Source organism: Candidatus Clostridium radicumherbarum (assembly GCF_045310525.1).
GTDB lineage: Bacteria > Bacillota > Clostridia > Clostridiales > Clostridiaceae > Clostridium_AT > Clostridium_AT radicumherbarum.
The window spans coordinates 350,971-367,531 of sequence record NZ_JBJHZY010000002.1 but is presented as its reverse complement, the minus strand read 5'-3'; the positions used below and the strand labels follow the sequence as shown (position 1 = coordinate 367,531).

16 protein-coding genes are annotated in these 16,561 nt (G+C 31.6%); 12 read left to right on the top strand and 4 right to left on the bottom strand.

Annotated elements, in window-relative coordinates; genetic code table 11:
* Positions 1–67: 67 nt before the first annotated feature.
* The 4 genes from ACJDUH_RS11545 (at position 68) to ACJDUH_RS11530 (ending at position 5,403) form a co-directional block, all read left to right on the top strand.
* A complete protein-coding gene (locus tag ACJDUH_RS11545) occupies positions 68–514 on the top strand; it encodes a hypothetical protein (RefSeq protein ID WP_406765352.1) in 447 nt (148 codons plus the stop codon).
* Between the two features lie 87 nt (positions 515–601).
* Positions 602–1,204 (top strand): TetR/AcrR family transcriptional regulator, encoded by a 603-nt coding sequence (locus ACJDUH_RS11540; RefSeq protein ID WP_406765351.1) that lies wholly within the window; start codon positions 602–604, stop codon positions 1,202–1,204.
* 204 nt (positions 1,205–1,408) lie between these two features.
* Positions 1,409–2,113 carry an ABC transporter ATP-binding protein gene (locus ACJDUH_RS11535; RefSeq protein WP_406765350.1) on the top strand — a complete coding sequence of 235 codons (705 nt, stop codon included), beginning with the start codon at positions 1,409–1,411 and terminating at the stop codon, positions 2,111–2,113.
* A 104-nt stretch (positions 2,114–2,217) separates the two neighbouring features.
* Complete coding sequence (locus tag ACJDUH_RS11530) at positions 2,218–5,403, top strand: FtsX-like permease family protein (protein WP_406765349.1); 3,186 nt, start codon at positions 2,218–2,220, stop codon at positions 5,401–5,403.
* 61 nt (positions 5,404–5,464) lie between these two features.
* Here ACJDUH_RS11530 and ACJDUH_RS11525 read toward each other — a convergent pair whose 3' ends face one another.
* Positions 5,465–6,112 (bottom strand): NAD(P)-dependent oxidoreductase, encoded by a 648-nt coding sequence (locus ACJDUH_RS11525; RefSeq protein WP_406765348.1) that lies wholly within the window; start codon positions 6,110–6,112, stop codon positions 5,465–5,467.
* A 188-nt stretch (positions 6,113–6,300) separates the two neighbouring features.
* Here ACJDUH_RS11525 and ACJDUH_RS11520 point away from each other — a divergent pair, with 188 nt between their 5' ends.
* Positions 6,301–6,627, top strand: coding sequence for a winged helix-turn-helix transcriptional regulator (locus ACJDUH_RS11520; protein ID WP_406765347.1), 327 nt, complete (start codon positions 6,301–6,303; stop codon positions 6,625–6,627).
* A 70-nt stretch (positions 6,628–6,697) separates the two neighbouring features.
* Here ACJDUH_RS11520 and ACJDUH_RS11515 read toward each other — a convergent pair whose 3' ends face one another.
* Complete coding sequence (locus ACJDUH_RS11515) at positions 6,698–6,958, bottom strand: glutaredoxin family protein (protein ID WP_406765346.1); 261 nt, start codon at positions 6,956–6,958, stop codon at positions 6,698–6,700.
* Between the two features lie 126 nt (positions 6,959–7,084).
* On the bottom strand, positions 7,085–7,609 hold the full coding sequence (locus tag ACJDUH_RS11510) for a hypothetical protein (protein WP_406765345.1): 525 nt from the start codon (positions 7,607–7,609) through the stop codon (positions 7,085–7,087).
* A gap of 418 nt (positions 7,610–8,027) precedes the next feature.
* Between ACJDUH_RS11510 and ACJDUH_RS11505 the strand changes: the two genes are divergently transcribed.
* From ACJDUH_RS11505 to ACJDUH_RS11495, 3 genes are all read left to right on the top strand, one after another.
* Positions 8,028–8,486: a methylated-DNA--[protein]-cysteine S-methyltransferase gene (locus tag ACJDUH_RS11505; RefSeq protein WP_406765344.1), complete on the top strand. Its 459-nt coding sequence runs from the start codon at positions 8,028–8,030 to the stop codon at positions 8,484–8,486.
* A gap of 260 nt (positions 8,487–8,746) precedes the next feature.
* Entirely contained in the window at positions 8,747–10,459 is a 1,713-nt protein-coding gene (locus ACJDUH_RS11500) for a methyl-accepting chemotaxis protein (RefSeq protein WP_406765343.1), read from the top strand.
* Positions 10,460–10,681: 222 nt separating this feature from the next.
* The gene (locus tag ACJDUH_RS11495; RefSeq protein WP_406765342.1) at positions 10,682–11,452 is read left to right on the top strand and encodes a dimethylarginine dimethylaminohydrolase family protein; all 771 of its coding nucleotides are present in this window, start codon (positions 10,682–10,684) and stop codon (positions 11,450–11,452) included.
* Positions 11,453–11,536: 84 nt separating this feature from the next.
* Here the strand turns inward: ACJDUH_RS11495 and ACJDUH_RS11490 are convergent, their stop codons facing one another.
* Positions 11,537–11,815, bottom strand: a complete 279-nt coding sequence (locus ACJDUH_RS11490; RefSeq protein ID WP_406765341.1) for a LapA family protein — start codon at positions 11,813–11,815, stop codon at positions 11,537–11,539.
* A gap of 191 nt (positions 11,816–12,006) precedes the next feature.
* On the opposite strand from ACJDUH_RS11490, the gene citG reads away from it, so the two are divergent.
* The 4 genes from citG to ACJDUH_RS11470 all read left to right on the top strand — a co-directional run bounded on the left by citG (position 12,007) and on the right by ACJDUH_RS11470 (position 16,488).
* Positions 12,007–12,879, top strand: a complete 873-nt coding sequence (citG, locus tag ACJDUH_RS11485) for a triphosphoribosyl-dephospho-CoA synthase CitG (RefSeq protein ID WP_406765340.1) — start codon at positions 12,007–12,009, stop codon at positions 12,877–12,879.
* 271 nt (positions 12,880–13,150) lie between these two features.
* Positions 13,151–13,732: a 30S ribosomal protein S4 gene (gene rpsD, locus ACJDUH_RS11480; RefSeq protein ID WP_406765339.1), complete on the top strand. Its 582-nt coding sequence runs from the start codon at positions 13,151–13,153 to the stop codon at positions 13,730–13,732.
* A gap of 276 nt (positions 13,733–14,008) precedes the next feature.
* Entirely contained in the window at positions 14,009–15,706 is a 1,698-nt protein-coding gene (locus ACJDUH_RS11475) for a methyl-accepting chemotaxis protein (RefSeq protein ID WP_406765338.1), read from the top strand.
* A gap of 14 nt (positions 15,707–15,720) precedes the next feature.
* Positions 15,721–16,488: an SDR family NAD(P)-dependent oxidoreductase gene (locus ACJDUH_RS11470; RefSeq protein WP_406765337.1), complete on the top strand. Its 768-nt coding sequence runs from the start codon at positions 15,721–15,723 to the stop codon at positions 16,486–16,488.
* Positions 16,489–16,561 lie beyond the last annotated feature (73 nt).

Here is a 16,561-nt window from a genome sequence, read left to right as displayed (position 1 = left end):
ATGTTCAAAAACCTCCATTACTTATCTCGGAGGGCAACATGACATTATTAGAGTAGGAGAAGATATAATGGGACTTAATGAATTTTATCAAAATATGATTCAAATAGAAGAAAACGCAAGAGTGTTTTATGAAGAGCTAGCTGGTTTCTGTGAGGATAGGATTAAGGAAACAGTTATAACTTTTGCTAAGCAGGAAGAAATGCATAAAGAGATAATTAAGGAGTTATTTGGAAACATTGAAAATGTTAATCTTGATTTAAGCGAGAAAGCTAAAGAGATAATTAAAGAGCAAGAGGAATTTATTAAAAATAATAATAAAAATATAAATTTTGGGAAAGAAAAGGAATTTTTCAACTTTGCTTTTTCAATAGAAATGAAGGGTATAGATACTTACAGTGAAATTATAAAAAATTTTAAAAAGAATACAGAGGAATACAATTTGTTTAATAATCTAATAGAAGAAGAAAAAAAACATATGCTTTTTATCTTGAAAAAGCTTCATGAACTTAAATAAACTTTTATATGTAGTGTTTTTTGCGAATTAAATTTATTGACAGTTTTCATTGCTTATATTAAACTAAAAGAGAACGGAGGTTTTCTAATGCAATATTTGAAAGAGGAAATTAAAAAGAAAATAACCGAAGAGGCCTTAAAGGAGTTTAAGCTAAGGGGCTATAAAGGCGCGTCTATAAGGGATATTGCTAAAAACTCTGCTACATCAGTAGGTAATTTTTATAAATACTTTAGAAGCAAAGACGATTTGTTTGAAAGTCTTATTGGACCTGTATACCTTAAGCTGATGGATTATACAAATCAGTTTAATAAGGTGGAATTTGATGACAATACAGAAAACATATTTTATGAACTTATGGAAAAAATAATGGAGATCTTTCAAGAAAATAGTGTTGAGTTAACTATATTGCTCAATAAAAGTGAGGGCTCAAAATATGAGAATTGCAAAGGTACTTTTATTGATTTCATAACAAGAATTGTTACTGAAAAATCCAAGTATGAGTTGTCTCTTGAAAATAAAGAACTTAAAGATAACTTTATTATTTATCTTATTTCCAACAATATTGTGGAAAGTATTTCTATAATTTTAAGAGAAAAAGAGGATGGCAGAGAAGTCAGGGAACTTATTATCAATATGATAGATATTCTTTTTAAGGATATTAACAGTAAGCTAAACTTTAGAGAAGCATAGAAAAAGAAAAATTTAGTATGAAAGTACAAAAACATGAAGTATAAAAAGCATGTGAGACTATGAATATAAAGTATCAATAAAAGCATTAAGTTATAGAAATATTAAATTAACTGTTACGGAAGTAACAATTTTTTTGGACTAAAAGAGAACCGCGGTTCACAAAATAGGTAATAACTCATATGGATGCCATTAAAGGAGAATAGTATGGAAAGCTTTATAGAACTAAAAAATGTTGAAAAAATCTACTCAATGGGTGAAGTAATTATTAAAGCAGTGGATAATGTGTCCTTTTCTATTGAAGAGGGTGAATTCGTAGTTATAGTTGGTGCCAGCGGTGCAGGCAAGACTACTATTTTAAACCTTCTTGGAGGTATGGATGAGGTATCTTCCGGCAGCATATACGTAGATGGAAATGAAATAAGTAAATATAATAAAAAAATGCTTACAAAATACAGACGTGAGGATATTGGCTTCGTGTTTCAGTTTTATAATCTAGTTCAAAACTTAAATGCTCTTGAAAATGTGGAGCTTGCAGTGGAAATCTGCAAAAAACCAATGAAGCCTGAAGAGGTACTTAAAGATGTGGGACTTATGGAGAGAATGAGCAATTTTCCTTCTCAGCTTTCTGGAGGAGAGCAGCAGAGAGTTTCTATAGCAAGGGCTTTAGCCAAGAATCCTAAATTGCTGCTTTGTGATGAGCCTACAGGAGCACTAGATTATAACACAGGTAAGGCAATACTAAAGCTCTTATCAGATACCTCAAAGAATTACAATATGACAGTTATTGTTATTACTCATAATTCAGCTATAACTCCAATTGCTGATAAGGTCATAACTGTTAAAAACGGCAAAATTGCAAGTGTTAAGAAAAACCCTAATCCAGTACCAATTGAGAGTATCGAGTGGTAAACAAAAGTTTTTCAATTAAAGAGAGTACTAAGTGCTATTAAAAAGAGTTTGTTAATTAGATGTAAGTTTACTTATAAAGTTGATAGGAAGTTAAGAGTGATATTATGAAACTGACTTTTATAAAAAATTTAATTAGAGATATAAAAAAGACTATTTCTAGGTTCTTATCCATAGTAATAATTATAGCTGTGGGAGTAGCATTTTATGCTGGTGTGCGGGCTACTAGTCCAGATATGAAAATTTCTGCTGATTATTACTACAACCAAAACAACCTTATGGATTTTAAATTAATTTCAACTCTTGGTCTAACTAAAGAGGATGTGCAGGAAATCGGAAAGTTAAAGGGTATAAAGGCAGCTGAGGGTTCACATTCGATAGATGCTGTATTTGAAAAAGATAAGCATTCTCTAGTGCTAAACGTTAATTCTTTACCAGCTAAAGACGGCATGAATATTATGAGAGTTGTTAATGGAAGAATGCCTGAAAATAGTAGTGAAGCTATTGTTGAAGATAAATTTCTTAAGGATAATAAGCTGAAAATTGGAGACGAAATAGAGCTTAATTCTGGCAAGGACACCAGCATTTTAGATGATCTTAATAATAATAAATTTAAAATAGTTGGAACAGCCCAGTCTCCACTGTATTCTTCAGCACAAAGACAGCTTAGCTCAGTTGGAAATGGCTCAGTAAGAGGTTTTGTTTATATACTACCAACTGTGTTTAAAAGCGATGTCTATTCAGAAATCTATGTAAAAATGAGCAGCATTACTTCTAATACCAGCCTCTTAAATAATGAGGACTATAAAAATGCTGCAGATGAAATAGAACAAAAGCTTAAGGACATTGGTGCTGATAGAGGTAAAATTAGATATGATGAAGTGTTAAAGGATGCAGAAAGTAAAATAAATGATGCAGAAGCAAAATTAGAAACCTCGAAAAAAGAGGCTGCAGATAAATTTGCTGAAGGTTATAAAGCTATTGAGGCGGCGCAAAAGAAATTAGATCAGGGGAAGATTGAGCTTAAAAATAATGAATCACTTTTTAATAAGAAAATAGCTGATGGACAAAAGCAATTGTCAGAAGGCAAAAATCAGCTTTCAGTAAGTGATGCTTCCCTTAATTCAGGAATTTCAGAGGCAGCAGCTAATATTTCTAAAGGCATTGAAGCCAAGGTAAATGAGGCAAAGATGCTCCTAGACTCGGATCCGCAAAATGAAAGTTATATTCTGCAGTACAACTCCTTAAATGGAGTATATGAAAAGGACATTAAAGGTAAAGACTTCTATAGCATGTATAGCGCATTAAAAGCTGATGGTGCCTTAGTACAAATTAATTCCTTTTTTAATTTTGATGAACTTAAAAATAACTTTGATAATGCAAGTACACAGATTTCAGAAAATAAGGATAAATTAGCAGCATCCGAAGCAGAATTAAATAGTGCAAAGCAGGATGGGTTAAATAAACTAAGTTCTGCTAGAAAAAAGCTTGAGGACGGACAAAAGGAGCTTGATAAGAATAGTAAGGAGTTAAAGGATGAAGAAGTTAAGGCAAATACTAAATTTAGCGATGCTGAAGCCGAAATCCAAAAAAATAAGGATAAGCTTAAAGATATTAAAATGCCAAGCATTTATGTACTTGGAAGGTCTGCAAATATAGGATATGAAACCTATAGACAAGACAGCGATAGAATTAGCAATATAGGAAAGGCATTTCCCCTTATATTTTTCTTAGTAGCGGCTCTTGTAAGCCTTACAACTATGACAAGAATGGTTCAAGAGAATAGAACTGAAATAGGAATTTTTAAGGCACTTGGATATTCTAGATTTGCAATAGTGTCCCATTATTTAATTTATGCACTAATTGCAAGTCTTACAGGAAGCTTACTAGGATTATCCTTTGCCTTTAGACTATTTCCGCCGCTGATTATGAATGCCTATCAATCCCTATATACTATACCTTATGTAATTACTTCCTTTAATTATGATTTTGCTCTGCAGGCTTCCTTAATAGCTGTGCTGTTTACTACTGTAGCGACTGTTGCTTCAACCTTAGAGGAATTAAGAGAAGCTCCAGCTTCCTTAATGAGACCAAAGGCACCTAAGTCAGGGAAAACCATTTTACTTGAGAGGATAAGCTTTATATGGAAAAGACTAAGCTTTACAGAAAAGGTTACTGCAAGGAATTTATTTAGATATAAGCAGAGGCTTCTTATGACAGTAATAGGAATTGCAGCTTGTACAGGGCTGATGTTAACAGGCTTCGGCCTAAGAAGCGGCGTTACAAATGCAATGGGAAAGCAATTTAGTAAGATTTATAAATATGATATGACAACCTCCTTTACAAAATCCATAGATGAGGCTGATAAAAATAATATAGAAAACAAGGTAATGGATATTTCAAATGTAAAATCAATATTGTTTACCTATTCCAAAAATGCCACAGTTAAGAATAAAAATAATGAAAACCAAGATGCCTATATAGTAGTTCCAGAAAATAAGGATGAGCTTAACAATTATATTGATCTTACAATAAATAGCAAGTCCTTAAAGCTTGATGACAGCGGAGTAATAATTACAGAAAAGCTTTCAAACCTAATTAATAAAAGGATTGGAGATACAATTGAAATCACCATAAATGATAAGGTAATAAGAACAAAAATATCGGCTATAACAGAGCATTATCTATCTCATTTTATTTACATGAGCCCTGATTATTATAAGCAGATAACAGGTGAAAATGCACAGTTTAACGGTTTTTACGGTCTTATAAAGGATACCTCTGAAAATTCGGAAAATGAAACCTCAAAAGCAATTATAGCTATTAAAGATGTAGGTTCTGTAAGCTTTAAAAACAATGTCCATCTAGACTACAACAAGAGCATGAATAGTATAAATTCAGTGGTATTGATCTTAATAATATCAGCAGGGGTGCTGGCCTTTGTTGTAATTTATAATCTTACAAATATCAATATCAGTGAAAGAAAAAGAGAATTGGCCACAATAAAGGTTTTAGGGTTCTACAATAACGAGCTTGCAGCCTATATATATAGGGAAAACATTCTATTAACTATTATAGGAAGCATAGTTGGAATTGGTTTTGGAATAATATTAAACAGCTTTGTTTTAAATGCTGCTGAAACAAATGTAATGATGTTTTATAAAACAATAGATCCAATTTATTTCCTATATTCAGTTTTACTTACCATTTTATTTTCTGCCATTGTAAATATTGCTATGTACGGAAAGTTCGATAAGATAGACATGATTGAATCTCTTAAGAGTGCTGAATAAAGCTGAATTAAAAACCCTGCTTGTTTAAATAGCAAGCAGGGTATTTTTCTGTAAATTTTAGTTATTTAGAAACTACTGTATAACGTTTTTTTAGGTGAGTAGCATTTTCAGCTTCATCAATCATAGCTATAGCATAATCCGCATAGCTGATTACACTTTCACCAATGGAGTTAACCATTAGTTCCTCACCGCCAGAAATATATTCCCCTGTACGAATACCATCAGCTACAAAATTTGCAGATGGACTTACGTAAGTCCAATTTACATCATTTCTAACCTTTAAAGCATCAAAAGCAGCACTCATAATTGAAGCTAAAGGCTTGAACATATCTGGAAAATCAGGAGTATCAATAAGACGAGTTTTGTGCTGAGGATCAACATAAAGGCTTCCAGCACCACCAACAACCAAAAGACGATTAGGCTTGCCACTAAGAAGGTCCGCTAAATATTTTAGAGAACTCTGATGTAATGGTAATGTATCTTCTGTCCATGCGCCAAAGGCATCTATAACCACATCAAATTTCTTCAAATCCTCATAATTAAGTTTAAATAAGTCCTTTTCAAGAACCTTTGCTTCTGGCGCATCTACCTTACTTGCATTACGTACTATAGCAGTAACTTCATGTCCTCTTGCTATAGCTTCCTTTACCAGCAAGCTACCTTCTTTACCAGCAGCACCGATTATAGCTATTGTTAATTTTTTTGTCATTTTAATGACCTCACTTTCCTTTATAAAATTTATTTGTCAAATGTAAAATGCTATTCCATAAGCATTTATCTACATTGACTTTGTTTATTAGCATAAGTATAATTGCTGTATAGTGTAATTGTAAAGTAAGCACCTTAAAGTGCTATAGTTACTAAAAGGATACTATTGAAAATTGGAGGAATAATTAAATGACTAAAGAACTGCCAGCTTGTCCTGTTGAAATGACTTTATCTTTAATTGGTGATAGATGGAAAGTACTTATTATCCGTGATCTTCTAGATGGAACAAAACGGTTTGGAGAACTGAAAAAATCTGTGGGTAATATTTCTCAAAAGGTTTTGACTGCAAATCTTAGGGAAATGGAAGCAACGGGTATCCTAACTAGAAAGGTATACGCAGAGGTACCACCTCATGTGGAATATACCCTTTCTGAAACTGGCTATAGTTTGAAAACAGTTCTTGATGCCATGATAGCTTGGGGTACTGAATATAAAGATAAAATTAAAGAGGGGTAAATTCCCCTCTTTAATTGATGCTAAATTTCATTTTTTTAAGGCTATTTTCAACTACTTATATTTAATCAAATCATTCACTAGCTCTTTCAAAGACCTTTCGAATTACATCCTTCGTAGTACCACCTTCAAAAATTTTAGTTTTATCAATGTAGTAAGTTGGAACGTAGTAGTAATCGTACTTTTTAGCAATTTCAGGCTGCCGTTCCTCATCAATTACCTTTACTTCAATACTTGAATATTTTGGATTTTCCTTTTTTAGTTCATCTATCCAAGATAGTGCCCTTTTGCAGTGTGGACACCAATCAGTTATAAACATCGTTACAGGTTTCATAAAAACACACCTACCTTTATCTTTAGAATGCATTAATTTAACCTTATTATACATCTAATGATTATAAATTAATAGGTGTTGTTAATGGAATATTATTATTAGTAATCCAATCCTGCAGAATAGTTACTATTTCTGTAAGTCGGATTTATATACAGAAACAAGAATAATATATCTTTGGTAACCATTCAAACATGCAGTGCTAATACTTAAATTATTATCTAGATCCTTCATAATAACCTTAGGCTGATTTTTCTCTATTTCTATCTTATATATTTGATATGCCTCCACATAAACATCGTTTTTAGCACTAAGCGCTGAATTATAAATTATAGATTCCTTTGTAAAATCTACTTTATCGCCAGGAAGCCTATAAGACATATCAGCATATTTAAAATCATGATTTACAGAATTTTTATCAATAAAATATTTGTTTATAAAGTCCATCCATTCTTTATTTGTGTTAAAAACAATTGTCCCTACAGGAAACCCATTATCACTATTACTTTGTTCAGTATTAGTTTGCAATACAAAGCCAGCATAAAGATACTTAAATGGAATTGACTTATTTTGATTATTTGTCAAAGGTTTAGCCGTACATCCTGTCAGAATTACTAAAAAAAATAAAATAAAAGCAATTCCTTTTTTAAACATTTATAATCTCTCCTTTAATAAAATAATCGTAGGAATATCAAGATAAATATTGAAGTTCCATATTCCGTTTTTAGGTAATTATATGCTTAAATTTATAACCTAATCCTATTATACATTAATTGGTTAATTTTGTATATTTACGGTATATTATTTTATACACTATTCTTTGATATACTTTCTATGGTAACTCATATAAACAGCAATCTCAGCGGACTTAAGTATATTACGGCCTTTAAATATTTAAAACTCAAAAACTAATGTATGGTGGAGGTTTTGACCAATTATATGTTATACTATCCTTAGTTATAATAGCTGCATCAGTAAATGTGACCTATGTATTTTATAAAAAGAGAGACTTAAATTTTTAAAACAAACTGAAAATAAGTGGTATATTACATTTTTGGGAAGGTGCTTGTAGATGAATAATGCATTTTATTACGAAACTAAAATTGGGAAAATAGGAATTGTTGAAAATGGTACTGCAATTACACGTGTTGATTTTGGAGAAATAATTCCTAAGGATGTAAACCTTGCTGAAACAGCTTTACTAAAAAAAGCATACAAAGAGCTTCAAGAATACTTCGATGGGAAAAGACAAGTATTTGATTTACCACTAGCACCGGAGGGTACTGAATTTCAGAAAAAGGTATGGAAGGTACTGCAGGAAATTCCATATGGCAAAACTTATAGCTATAAGGATGTAGCCATAAAAGTTGGAAATGAGAAAGCAAGCCGTGCTGTTGGTATGGCAAATAACAAGAATCCAATCGCAATTTTCATACCCTGTCATCGAGTTATTGGGTCTAATGGAAAATTGGTGGGGTATGCTGGAGGCTTAGACGTAAAAGAAATGCTATTAACATTGGAAATGAAATGATGGTATCCATATGACTTATTACTTAAGAGACATTGTAATTGTGCTAGAAGCTAAACCCCAATTATCTTTTTAGCAAAAAATATAAATGTAATTAATTTTTGTTATAGAGTACAAGCAACATGATGTATTTTTTAATTTCATGTTGCTTGTATTTATTTTATCACTGGAAGGTTTTAATTTGACAAAATATAGCGAAAAATGTAATAATAGCATCGTATATGAATATTTTGTTAATGATATTGAATATTGGGGGAATATGGATGAAATTTATAGGAAATTTATCAATTAAAGCTAAATTACTAGCTGGATTTATATCCATTGCTGTTTTGCTTGGAATTGTTGGAATTATGGCCAATTACGGTATAGGTAAAATTGAAAAAAATGCAGAGACAATTTATAGCTATAATCTTCAAAGTATAGATGAGTTACATCTTATAAAAGAAAATTTGTTAGAAATAAGTGAAAATATTCAAATTGCAGCTTTATCTAAGGATGCTGCGGAAACAGGAAATGCCATAAATCAAGTAGATTCATTAAAAAATATAAATACAAAATATATTGATGATTACGGTAAAAGACCTCTCTCAGAGGATCTTCGAAAGACCTTTAATGATTTTAATACTTTAATGGATAACTATAGAACTAAAAGAACAATTGTCTTAGATTCAGTGCAGCGGGGCAAATATGACGAAGCAATTAGTGGACTTACTGGATTAACTGATGTTAGAAAAAATATGTTTAGTAAGCTTGATGAATTAATTACAAAAAATCAGGAAATGGCGAAACAGGCTGATGCTAGTAATAAAGCCTATTATAGCCAGGCACTTATAGTAATGTATTCTCTTATTGCTTTTGGACTAATTTTAGCAGTTGCAGTTGGATTAGTGCTGGCAATTTACATATCTAAAGCAATAAAAACAGGACTAGATTTTGCAGAGGCTATGGGGAAGGGCGATTTAACACTAAACTTGGAAGTTAAAACCAATGATGAACTAGGAAAATTAATAAAGGCTTTAAATACTGCTAAAGAAAATGTTAAATTAATGATTCAAAACATAATAGAGCAATCTCAAGAAGTTACAGCTTCAAGTGAAGAATTATCAGCAACTATGGAAGAAATGACAACAAATTTTCAAAATATTGATCAGAGTACATCAATTATTGTACAGAATATACAAGAGGTAAATGCAATTACTGAAGAACTATCAGCGACTATGGATGAAGTTAATTCGGGGATTACCCAATTAGCCACAAATTCTATGGAAAGCAGCGAAGAATCAATCCAGATTAAAGAGAGAGCTTCTGTGATAAAGCAAAAGGGATTTGAATCTAAAAATATAGCTGATGATTTATACGAAGAAAAACAAAGAAATATTATAAATGCTATAGAAAAAGGCAAAGTTGTTAGTGAAATTAATATAATTGCTAATTCTATTGCTTCAATTGCTGAGCAGACTAATTTATTAGCTTTAAATGCAGCCATAGAAGCAGCTAGGGCAGGTGAGCAGGGAAAAGGCTTTGCTGTTGTAGCTGATGAGGTAAGAAAGTTAGCAGAGCAATCCTCAGAATATGTAGGAAAAATCCAAAATGTGGTTTCAAATGTGCAGGAGGCTGTAGATAATCTATCAGTTAATGCAAAGGATGTATTAGATTATATTGATAGCAGGGTAAGAAAAGATTATGATCTATTAATTGATACTGGAAACAATTATGAGAAAGACGCAGTTTATGTTAATGAATTGTCTCAGAATATTGCATCTATGACTGAGGAATTAAATGCATCTACAGAAGAAATATCCAGTGTGGTACAGACAATAGCAGGAAATATGCAAAATAATACTGAAAGTTCAGAAGCAATTTTAGCAAGCATGAATGAAACCAATAAAGCTATTGAACAAGTTGCAAACACCGCTCAAAGTCAGGCAGAAATAGCCGATAAGTTAAGCAGATTAGCTTTAAGTTTTAAGATATAATATAATGGCAGCCATATGACATATTAGTTATTTGGCTGTCATTTTTTTTTTTAAAGGCATAAAAACTGTATTGCTTAGTGAAATTTAAAGATATATGATTTAAGTATAATAAATTGTATTTAAAAAAGTATTATTAATTTTTTACATATACTTTTTTGATTACTAATACTCTTAAATCAGGTTTTCTGTGGGGAAAATATAATAGTTTTGGGGGGATAAAAAATGTTTAAAAATGTTATTGTAAAAAGACCATCAAAATCTATGGTAGAAGGCATTACTTCTGCACCAGAATTGGGCAAGCCTGACTATGAACTTGCTCTAAAGCAGCATGATGCATATATTGAAGCTCTCAAAAATTGTGGGGTGATTGTAACCGTGCTTGAGGCTGATGAAGCTTTTCCTGATTCATGCTTCGTTGAGGATGTTGCTGTCTTATCACATAAATGTGCTATCATCACTAACCCTGGTGCTAAAAGTAGAAATGAAGAAACAAAGGGCATTATTGCTATAATTAAAAAATTCTACCCTGAAGGTAAAATAGAATATATAAAAAATCCTGGAACTTTAGAGGGCGGGGACATAATGATGGTAGGTGATCATTTCTATATTGGGCTGTCTGCTAGAACAAATAAAGAGGGGGCAGAACAATTTATTAAAGCCTTAAATAAGCATGGACTTACAGGTTCTATTGTTCCTTTAGAAAAGGTTCTTCATTTAAAAACAGGTGTCAACTATATTGAAAACAATAATATGCTGGTAAGCGGAGAATTCATTGATAAGGAAGAATTTAAAGAGTTTAATAAAATAATAATTCCTGAAGAGGAAGTCTATGCAGCAAATTGCATCTGGGTTAACGACATTGTAATTGTACCTGAAGGCTATCCTGCAGTAAAGGAAGCTGTTGAGGCCGCAGGATACAAGATAATTCTTGTTGATACCTCTGAGTATAGAAAGCTTGACGGCGGATTAAGCTGCTTATCACTTAGATTTTAATAAAATGGAATCCAAAAGACTTATTACATATTTGTTTTGTGAATGGAAAATGGCATGAGTGATATGCACACATGCCATTTTCATTTATTGTACTTTTTCATCTTTTAATTTTTGATTTTCTTGTTTAAGTACCTGGTTATCATTATTAAGTTTTTTTATTTCTTTTTTTAGCTTAAATTGATTCACTAAGCCAAGCATTGCTGCAATTACTGCGCCAAAGGCTGTAGAAATAAAAATAATTAATGCCAGGGAAAAATCATAGGTGGCAAAAAAAACTCTCACAGGAACCGCCCCAGCGTTCATAACAGCAAAAATCACAACTAGAACTGAGGCGATTAGAGATAAAATAAAATATAACTGCATAGGAAATATTACCTCCTTATGTCTTTTTATTTAATTATACTTAAGTAATTAACATAACTCAATATTTGATATATTGAATAGAAAATAAGTAGTTATATAGATACCATTAAAAAAATGAATTATAATAGAGTATAAATATAGAATATCAGCTGGAAGTTTAATGGTTTTGCAGCTGTCACAGGAGTTAAGACATGAAAATTGAGAAAGTAATTACATTAAAGGAAGCATCTCAAACTATTAGCAGCTTTGCTGTACAGGCAATGCTTTACGAAGTCAGCTGTTACCCTTCTCCAGGATTAGTATCACCCATATCTAATGGGGCACATAAGGATATGAATTATTATACTTTTATAGATAGCATAGCAGCACTTAGTAAATATTTTGTATTATTTGCTGAGGAGGGCTATTCAGATAAGAGCAGTAAAAGTATTTTTGATTCTATAAGAGGTATCGGCATAGAAGCTGAAAAGGATATGTTCAATAAAACAAATGGAATAAATACTCATAAAGGTATGCTGTTTTTAATGGGTATAGCCTGTGCCGCATCTACAAAGGCTATTTATAATAAAAAGGATTTTTACGAAATACAAAATATTATTAAAGAGATGACAGCAGGTATTGTTGAAAAGGAGCTTTTTGTATTAAAGGATAATAACAATTTATCTCATGGTGAAAAGCTGTATATGAAATATAAAAATGAAGGTGTCCGCGGAGAAGTGGAGAAAGGCATTCCTGCAGTTTTTAACTTTTCATTAGATTACTATAAAGAATCCTTAGACCTAAGTGAAAATGACAGATTAGTTAATACCTTAATTGGAATTATGCAAATATGCAATGATTCAACAATAATCCATCGCCATAATCCTAAGGTGCTGGAGGAAGTAAAGGAGAAAGCTAAGGAAATAATTCATAATGGCGGAATGAGGACTATTAAAGGCAAAGAGATGATAGATGCATTATGTGATGAATTTATAGAGAGAAATATAAGCCCAGGAGGCAGTGCTGATTTGCTCGGAGTAACTGTATTTTTATATTTAGTGGAAGAATATATGGATAAGCTATAGTGTTATCTAAGTAACAAATTACATGAAATTATTATAAATATAAGGTTTAAAGTATATCATTTAATTAATAAATGAAATATAGATTAAACATGTTGTTAATTGATAGGTATACTTTTCTTTATTTCTACAAATGATAAATATTATCATTTACAATTTGATTTCAATATGGTATTATATACTTACGGCTGACTGGCGCCAAATTACTACCGCGATAAAAAATATTAGGGCTGTTGATACTAATTATATGCCCTGCAATTATTGGAGGTAAAAAATGGCGAAATTTATGGGACCTAGGTTTAAATTAGCAAGACATCTAGGCGTAAATGTATTTAATCACCCAAAGGCTTTACAGAGGGGTGTAAAAAAACAAAACAAGCTTTCTGAGTATGGAGAGCAGTTACTAGAGAAACAAAAATTAAAGGCATACTATGGTGTATTAGAGAAGCAATTTAAAAAAGCAGTATTTGATGCATTAAAATCAAAAGAAAAGTCTGAAGATATTTTAATTCAAAGTCTAGAGAGAAGACTTGACAGTGTGGCATATAGATTAGGGTTTGGATCAACGTTGAGACAAGCAAGGCAAATGGTTGGGCATGGACATATACTTGTAAATGGCAAAAGGGTTAATATTCCTTCTTACAAAGTAAGTGTAGGTGATGTTATAACCTTAAGTGAAAAGTCTCAAAAGGTAGAAACCTTTGCATCTAACTTCATAGCTTCTGGACTGGCTGTAAATTATATGGAAAAGGATCCGGGACATTTTGCAGGCAGGCTTATAAAACTTCCAAATACAGAAGAGGTTCCTGTAGAAGTTAAATATTCAAAGGTTCTTGAGTTTTATTCTAAAAATTAGATTATATATTTTAAATGGCATCCATATAACTTATTACTTATTCAAAAATAAGTAATAAGTTATATGGATGCCATTACTTTTATTTATTCAAAAGTGTGTCACTATATGCTAAAAATTGTATTATATTGATATTTTATAGTAATAAGTGTAAGATATAGGTGATATTATTAAAATTTATTAACTATATTAAGAAGTAATTTTAATCTAGCAAAACCAACAGTATTGATACTTCAATTTAAACCTTACACTAACTTATAGATCATGGGGGAGTATAAAATGAATTTTTTTAAAAACTTTAAAGTTACTAACGCAGTTCGCTTATTATCTATATTTGCTCTGATATCAATACTTTCTATATCGATTATTGGTATTAATGATATGAATCAAATTAAAGGTAACATGGATAAAATGTATATGGACAGGTTACTTCCATCTACAAAGGTTGCTGATATAAGAAGAGACTTTATATTTATTAATATGAAAGTAGTTAGTGCAGAGTACAGTAATAAAGCTGACACAAGTATAGCAATAAATGGATATTATTCAGAAATAAATAATATTTTAAAGCAATTAGATCAAGGCTATATGTCAGATGATGAAAAAAAGATAATGTCGGATGTAAAAAATGACATTTCTAGCTATATGCAGCAATGGAATATTTTAAGTTCAAAAATAACAATAGATACAAAACCAACAGAAGAAGAGTCAAAAGCAGCTTCAAAAATTGCTGATGCCACAATTACAAGGCTTGGAGATTTGGTTAAATATAATGTGGATGAGGCAGATAATCTTAATAATCAAGGGAGTCTAATCTTTAATAATTCTAGAAATGTATTTATTATAATTGCATTAGGCACCTTTTTAATTTTATTAATATTATATATTTTGATAACAAAAACAATCAGTATGTCTATTAAAGAAATAGGTGGTAATTTAATTAAAGTCTCTAATGGAGATTTCGCAATTAAAATAGAAGATGACAGCAGAAATGAATTTGGGAAAATGAATAAACAACTACTGCAGTTAGTGGAAAATATATCATCAATGATAAAAAAAATAAAAGAAAATTCAGAAGATATAATGAACCAATCTGAGACACTTTCTGCAATTTCAGAAGAAATGGCATCTTCATCACAAGAAGTAGCATCAACAATTCAGGAGGTTGCAGGTGGTGCTAATAATCAAGCAAAAGAAGTATCAGAGGTAAATGATACTTTGAATGAATTTGGTAATGATATAGTTAAAATTGTTAATGCTGTGGATGACGTGGACGATAATGCAAAAAAAATTAATCAAATGTCAGCCGAAAGCAACAAAGATATGAATTTAGTTGCAAAATCTATTGAAGAAATCGGCGTTGGCTTTAAGGAAACAAAGGATGAGGTTTTAAACCTTGGACAAGATATATCTAAGATAAATGAAATTACTAATTTAATTATGGATGTAGCAGAGCAGACAAATCTTCTTGCATTAAATGCAGCAATTGAAGCTGCTCGAGCTGGAGAATCTGGAAAAGGTTTTGCTGTTGTGGCAGATGAAATAAGAAAGCTTGCAGAAAAGGCTAAGGAATCCTCTGAAGACATAAGCAGTTTAGTCAGCAAGATATCTGAGAAGAGTAATATAGTTATAAATACTACCGAAAATGTTAATGATAAGCTAAATAGCCAGATTGATATTATTGGAAACTCTATAGAATCCTTCAAGAAAATCGTAAATGCTGTGGAGGATATTTTACCGAAAATAGAAAATATTAATGGATCTGTAATAAATATAGATAAGGAAAAGAATGCTATAATAAATAATATGGATACTGTTTTAGCCTCAGCTGAAGAGGTATCTGCTTCCTCAGAAGAAATCACAGCTTCTATGGAGGAAATGAATGCATCCTCAGAAGAAGTAGCAGCATCAGCTGAAAGACTTAATTATAAAGCAAAATCCATGAGAGAAATTGTAGACCAATTTAAATTAAACTAAAAAGGGGAATAATTATGCAAAAAAATAAAATTGTTTTCATTACAGGTGCTACAAGCGGAATTGGTAATGCCATTGCAAGAAAGTTTGCAAAGGAAGGAGCAGTATTACTGCTTTGTGCAAGAAATATGGAAAAGCTTAATGACTTCAAAGCTGAGCTTGAGAAGACCTATGGGGCAAAGGTCTATGCTTATGAGCTTGATGTAAGAGATAAAAATGCTGTAGATAAGGTTTGTGAAAGCCTGCCAAAAGAACTTAAGAATATAGATATACTTGTAAACAATGCTGGGCTTGCGTTAGGACTTGAAAAGCTTCAAGAAGGAAGCATAGAAGACTTTGATACAATGATAGATACAAATATTAAAGGCCTTTTGTACATGACTAGAAAGATAGTTCCAATTATGGTGGAAAACAGAAAAGGCCATGTTATTAACATTGGTTCTACTGCGGGTATTTTCGCCTATCCAAATGGTGCCGTTTACTGCGCTACAAAGGCAGCAGTTAAGTTTATTAGTGATGGTTTAAGAATGGATGTTGTGGATACCCCTATTAAAGTAACAAACATCCAACCTGGAATGGTAGAAACTAATTTTAGTGTTGTAAGGTTCCACGGAAATGAGGATAAGGCTTCGGAGGTTTATGAAGGAATTAAGGCACTTACAGCTGATGATATTGCAGATGTAGCACTATATGCAGCATCAGTTCCAGAACATGTACAAATCTGTGAAGTTACAATAACTCCAACAAATCAAGCAACAGGCGGTGTTGTTTATAAAGAAAAGTAGAGTTGTTAAAAGGTTTTGCCTATGGGCAAGACCTTTTTAAATTTTGGCTATATGCTTAAATTTGTTAGAACTT

Bases quoted from the DNA above. Each gene is read 5' to 3' on its own strand.
- ACJDUH_RS11515 (WP_406765346.1), bottom strand. From the start codon at position 6,958: ATGAAACCTGTAACGATGTTTATAACTGATTGGTGTCCACACTGCAAA.
- ACJDUH_RS11545 (WP_406765352.1), top strand. From the start codon at position 68: ATGGGACTTAATGAATTTTATCAAAATATGATTCAAATAGAAGAAAAC.
- ACJDUH_RS11475 (WP_406765338.1), top strand. From the start codon at position 14,009: ATGAATTTTTTTAAAAACTTTAAAGTTACTAACGCAGTTCGCTTATTA.
- ACJDUH_RS11535 (WP_406765350.1), top strand. From the start codon at position 1,409: ATGGAAAGCTTTATAGAACTAAAAAATGTTGAAAAAATCTACTCAATG.
- ACJDUH_RS11540 (WP_406765351.1), top strand. From the start codon at position 602: ATGCAATATTTGAAAGAGGAAATTAAAAAGAAAATAACCGAAGAGGCC.
- ACJDUH_RS11530 (WP_406765349.1), top strand. From the start codon at position 2,218: ATGAAACTGACTTTTATAAAAAATTTAATTAGAGATATAAAAAAGACT.
- ACJDUH_RS11525 (WP_406765348.1), bottom strand. From the start codon at position 6,112: ATGACAAAAAAATTAACAATAGCTATAATCGGTGCTGCTGGTAAAGAA.
- ACJDUH_RS11520 (WP_406765347.1), top strand. From the start codon at position 6,301: ATGACTAAAGAACTGCCAGCTTGTCCTGTTGAAATGACTTTATCTTTA.
- ACJDUH_RS11500 (WP_406765343.1), top strand. From the start codon at position 8,747: ATGAAATTTATAGGAAATTTATCAATTAAAGCTAAATTACTAGCTGGA.
- citG (WP_406765340.1), top strand. From the start codon at position 12,007: ATGAAAATTGAGAAAGTAATTACATTAAAGGAAGCATCTCAAACTATT.
- ACJDUH_RS11510 (WP_406765345.1), bottom strand. From the start codon at position 7,609: ATGTTTAAAAAAGGAATTGCTTTTATTTTATTTTTTTTAGTAATTCTG.
- ACJDUH_RS11495 (WP_406765342.1), top strand. From the start codon at position 10,682: ATGTTTAAAAATGTTATTGTAAAAAGACCATCAAAATCTATGGTAGAA.
- rpsD (WP_406765339.1), top strand. From the start codon at position 13,151: ATGGCGAAATTTATGGGACCTAGGTTTAAATTAGCAAGACATCTAGGC.
- ACJDUH_RS11470 (WP_406765337.1), top strand. From the start codon at position 15,721: ATGCAAAAAAATAAAATTGTTTTCATTACAGGTGCTACAAGCGGAATT.
- ACJDUH_RS11490 (WP_406765341.1), bottom strand. From the start codon at position 11,815: ATGCAGTTATATTTTATTTTATCTCTAATCGCCTCAGTTCTAGTTGTG.
- ACJDUH_RS11505 (WP_406765344.1), top strand. From the start codon at position 8,028: ATGAATAATGCATTTTATTACGAAACTAAAATTGGGAAAATAGGAATT.